Source organism: Stenotrophomonas sp. 2YAF22, from assembly GCF_052114665.1.
Lineage (GTDB): Bacteria > Pseudomonadota > Gammaproteobacteria > Xanthomonadales > Xanthomonadaceae > Stenotrophomonas > Stenotrophomonas indicatrix.
This window is the reverse complement of record NZ_JBFRFE010000314.1, coordinates 1-4,886: the sequence shown is the minus strand read 5'-3', so window position 1 is coordinate 4,886 and position 4,886 is coordinate 1. Positions and strand designations below refer to the sequence as shown.

The following is a 4,886-nucleotide window of genomic DNA, read 5'->3' as shown; positions in this document are numbered from 1 at the left end:
GTGCTACCCGCACCCTGGCAACCCGTGAGGCGATGGCATCCGGCTCGCTGCGCCTGAAGATCGCCGGTGACGAAGGCCGCTATGCGTTCGCCTTCGACAGCGGCGACGGGCGTGGCTGGCAGACATTGGCCGATGACGTGGACGGAACGGTATTGAGTACGGATCGTGCAGGCGGCTTCGTCGGCGCCCTGCTGGGACCATTCGCGCGCGACGAGCGTGCCCTGAGGAGCAAATGATGACGCGCACTCCCTTCTTCCGCACGCTGGCCCTGTGCGCTGCCATCGCGCTGGCAACGACCGGTCACGCTACCGGGCCTGCGCCCTGGCTCGACACCTCGGCCAGCGTTGAAGCCCGCGCCGCCGCCCTGGTCGCACGGATGACCCTGGAGGAGAAGGCAGCGCAGATGCAGAACGCCGCGCCCGCAATCGAGCGCCTCGGCGTTCCTGCCTACGACTGGTGGAACGAGGGCCTGCATGGCGTGGCGCGGGCAGGGCAGGCCACCGTGTTTCCGCAGGCCATCGGCCTAGCGGCCACGTTCGATGTGCCGCTGATGGGGCAGGTTGCCAGCACCATCAGCGACGAGGCCCGTGCCAAGCACCACCAGTTCCTCCGCGAAGGCTCGCATGGCCGCTATCAGGGGCTGACGTACTGGTCGCCGAACATCAACATCTTCCGAGACCCGCGATGGGGCCGCGGCCAGGAAACCTACGGCGAGGACCCGTACCTCACCGCCCGCATGGGCGTGGCCTTCGTGCACGGCCTGCAGGGTGACGACCCGGTGTACCGCAAGCTCGACGCCACCGCCAAGCACCTGGCCGTGCACAGCGGCCCCGAAGCTGATCGCCACCACTTCGATGCCCGCCCCAGCAAACGCGACCTGTATGACACCTACCTGCCGGCGTTCGAGGCGCTGGTGAAGGAGGGGCAGGTGGACGCGGTGATGGGGGCCTACAACCGGGTGTATGGCGAGTCCGCCAGCGCCAGCCGCTTCCTTCTGCGCGATGTGCTGCGCCGCGATTGGGGCTTCAAGGGCTACGTGGTATCCGACTGCTGGGCCATCGTCGACATCTGGAAGCATCACCGGATCGTTCCCAGCCGCGAGGCTGCTGCCGCGTTGGCGGTCAGGAACGGCACCGAACTGGAGTGCGGCCAGGAATACGCCACGCTGCCAGCCGCCGTACGGCAGGGCCTGATCAGCGAGGCGGAGATCGACGATGCGGTGACCCGCCTGTTCGCCGCGCGGATGCGGCTGGGCATGTTCGACCCGCCCGAGCGCGTGCGCTGGGCGCAGATTCCCGCGTCGGTCAACCAGGCACCGGCGCATGATGCGCTGGCCCTGAAGGCCGCCCAGGAATCGCTGGTATTGCTGAAGAACGATGGCGTGCTGCCGCTGTCGCGCACCCTCAAGCGCATCGCCGTGATCGGCCCCACCGCCGATGACACCATGGCACTGCTGGGCAACTACTTCGGCACCCCAGCCGCGCCGGTCACCCTGCTGCAGGGCATCCGCGATGCCGCCAAGGGCATCGAGGTGAGCTACGCACGCGGCGTGGACCTGGTTGAAGGGCGCGACGATCCCAGCGCCACGCCCTTGATCGAAGCGACCTACCTACGACCCTCGGCCGATTCCCCGGAGCGCGGCCTGCGTGGCGAGTACTTCCGTACCGCTGATCTTTCCGGCACGCCGGCGCTGGTGCGCACCGATGCCCAGATCGGATTCCGCTGGGACCGGGGCTCTCCCACCGACAACCTGCTGGCCCGTGGTGAAGCCGCGCCGGGGCAGGGCGTCCCCAGCGATGGTTTCAGCATCCGCTGGAGTGGCCAGCTGCTGCCGCCCGTCTCGGGGCGCTACCGGATCGAGGCGGCCGCCGACGATGGTTTCCGCCTCTACGTGGACGGCAAGCGGGTGCTCGACCACTGGGCCAACAGCGATCGCCTGCACGGCGATGGCGTGGACCTGGACCTGCAGGCCGGCCGCGCCTATGACCTGAGGCTTGAGTACTTCGACGCCGAGCGCGACGCCGGCGTCCGCCTGGGTTGGCGCATGCCCGGTGCCAAGCCGCCGTTCGAAGCGGCGCTGGAGGCCGCCCGCAATGCAGACGTCGTGGTGTTCGTGGGTGGCCTCACCGGCGATGTCGAAGGCGAAGAAATGAAGGTCAACTACCCGGGCTTCGCCGGCGGGGACCGTACCGACCTGCGCCTGCCCGCGCCCCAGCGCACGCTGCTGGAAGCGCTGCACGCCACTGGCAAGCCGGTGGTGATGGTGCTCACTGGTGGCTCGGCGATGGCGGTGGAATGGGCGCAGCAGAATCTGTCCGCCATCCTGATGAGCTGGTATCCCGGGCAGCGCGGCGGCACCGCCGTAGGCCAGGCGCTGTTCGGCGAAGTCAATCCCGGCGGGCGCCTGCCGGTGACCTTCTACAGGGCGGATGACACATTGCCCGCGTTCGACGACTACACGATGGAAGGCCGCACCTACCGCTACTTCCGCGGCACCCCGCTGTATCCGTTCGGCCACGGGCTGTCCTATACCCGGTTCGACTACGGCAGGCTGCAGCTTGATTCGCCGCGCATCGCCCACGACGGCAAGCTCAAGGTGCAGGTCGAGATAGCCAACACCGGCAAGCGTGCCGGCGACGAAGTGGTGCAGTTGTATGTACGACGGCTGCAGGCGGGCCCCGGCGATGCACGCCAGACATTGCGCGGCTTCCAGCGCGTCCACCTGGCCGCCGGCGAGCGGCGCACCGTAGCGTTCGATCTGCAGGCACAGCAGGACCTGCGCCAGTATGACGAAGCGCGCGGCGGCTATGCGGTGCCGGCGGGTGCGTATGAAGTGAGGGTGGGAAGCTCCAGCGCCGACATCCGTGCGAAGGGCGGGTTCCGCGTGGAGGCCAATCGTGACTGATGCACGCCCCATGGAAAGCACCGAGCACACGCTGTCCATCCGGGAGAAGCTCGGCTACAGCCTGGGCGACCTCGCGGCGAACCTGATCTTCCAGACGCTGATCACGTATCTCGCGTTCTTCTACACCGATGTGTTCCGGCTGCCGCCGGCCACGGCCGCAACGATCATCTTCGTGATCGGTGTGCTCGGGGCGTTCGTGTTCACTCCGTTGATCGGCATCGCTGCCGACCGGACGGCCAGCCGGTGGGGCAAGTTCCGGCCGTGGATCCTGTGGACCGCACTTCCATTCGGGGCGCTGTCGCTGCTTGCCTTCAGCACCCCCGACCTGGCGCCGCGCGGCAAGATCATCTACGCCGTGACCACCTACGGCCTGCTGATGCTCGTGTATGCGGCCAACAATCTGCCGTATTCGGCGCTCAGCGGCGTGCTCACCGGCAGCATGGCCCAGCGCAACAGCCTGTCGGCCTACCGCTTCGTGGCGGTGATGGTCGCGCAGTTCATCATCCAGGTGCTGCTGTTGCCGCTGGTGTTGATCCTCGGCGACGGCGACCGCGTGCTGGGCTTCGAGCGGGTCATGACCGTGTTCGCGGTAGTGGGAACGGTGTTCTTCCTGATCACCTTTGCCACCACGCGTGAGCGCATCGTGCCGGCGAAGGAACAGACCGCCGGCGTGCTTCAGGATCTGTCCGACCTGCTGCGCAACCGACCATGGCAGGTGATGCTGGCCCTCACCATCCTGGTCTTCATCAACCTGTCCCTGAAGGGCGGCACCTATGTCTACTACTTCCAGTACTACATGAGCGAAACCGCCCTGGCGGGTTTTCTCGACAGCTCCGGGCTCAACCGCTTCATTGCCGCCGTCAACGCGGCGCTCAACGGCATGGGCCTGTCCGGGTTCGCCTGGCCGAAGGACCCGGCAACGTCGGCGTTCAGCCTGTTCAACGCCTGCGGCATCGTCTGCATGATCCTGGGCATCGGCGTGTCGCGCCGCCTGGCCGACCGGTTCGGCAAGCGTGATGTCTTTGGTGGTGCACTGTTGGTGTCCACCGTGTTCCTGCTGGCGTTCTATTTCTTTCCGCCCACGGCGGTTGCCGTGGCTTTCGCTGCCTTCATGCTGCACGGGTTCTGCTACGGCATCACCATCCCGCTGCTGTGGGCGATGATCGCCGACGTCGCCGACTATTCCGAATGGAAGAACCACCGCCGTGCCACCGCGATCGTCTTCTCGGCAATGCTGTGTGGCCTGAAAATCGGGCTCAGCATCGGTGGTGCGCTGGTCGCCGGCATCCTCGCCCACCATGGCTACCAGGCAGGCGCGCCGCAGCAGCCGCAGGCCGTGGTGGACGGCATCCGCCTGACGGTGAGCGTGTACTGCTCACTGCCGTTCCTGGTTGCAGTAGCGCTGCTTTTCCTCTACGAGATCAACAAGCGCATGGAAACCCGCATCGAGCAGGAGCTGCAGTCGCGGCGACAGGGCAGCGGTCTGGATGAGCTGGCAGCACACGCCATCTCGCAACCACTGGTAACGCACATCTACACCGCCGACCCTTCGGCGCACGTATTCGAGGGGCAGCTGTACATCTATCCGTCGCACGACATCGACAGCGGCGCGCCCTTCGACGATGAGGGCGGGCACTTCGGCATGCAGGACTACCATGTGCTGCGGATGGACACGCCCGACAGCGAGGCCAGCGACTGCGGCGTGGCGCTGCATGTGCGCGACGTACCATGGGCCAGCCGGCAGATGTGGGCGCCGGACGCCGCCTGCCGCGATGGCCGCTACTACCTGTATTTCCCGGCCAAGGATGCCGACGGCATGTTCCGCATCGGCGTTGCGGCGGCGGATCGGCCGGAGGGCCCGTTCACCGCCGAGCCCGAGCCCATCGAGGGCGCGTACTCGATCGACCCGGCCGTGTTCGAGGACGACGACGGCACGCACTACCTCTGTTTCGGTGGCATCTGGGGTGGCCAGCTGCAGAAG

2 protein-coding genes and 2 pseudogenes are annotated in these 4,886 nt (G+C 67.1%); all 4 read left to right on the top strand.

Features of this window, described 5'->3' with window-relative positions:
- A pseudogene (locus tag AB4Y84_RS13230) lies at positions 1 to 236 on the top strand (glycoside hydrolase family 43 protein); the annotation flags it as partial.
- Positions 233 to 2,905, top strand: coding sequence for a glycoside hydrolase family 3 C-terminal domain-containing protein (locus AB4Y84_RS13225; protein ID WP_442250256.1), 2,673 nt, complete (start codon positions 233 to 235; stop codon positions 2,903 to 2,905). The pseudogene AB4Y84_RS13230 and the gene AB4Y84_RS13225, both read left to right, overlap by 4 nt.
- A gap of 10 nt (positions 2,906 to 2,915) precedes the next feature.
- Positions 2,916 to 4,385: pseudogene (locus AB4Y84_RS13220) on the top strand (MFS transporter); the annotation flags it as partial.
- Positions 4,362 to 4,886, top strand: a 525-nt coding sequence (locus tag AB4Y84_RS13215) for a family 43 glycosylhydrolase (RefSeq protein ID WP_442250257.1), incomplete at its 3' end; no start/stop codon positions are given. The pseudogene AB4Y84_RS13220 and the gene AB4Y84_RS13215, both read left to right, overlap by 24 nt.

What these genes read in the sequence shown, in the direction of transcription:
- AB4Y84_RS13225 (WP_442250256.1), top strand. Translation starts at nt 233, where the DNA reads ATGATGACGCGCACTCCCTTCTTCCGCACGCTGGCCCTGTGCGCTGCC.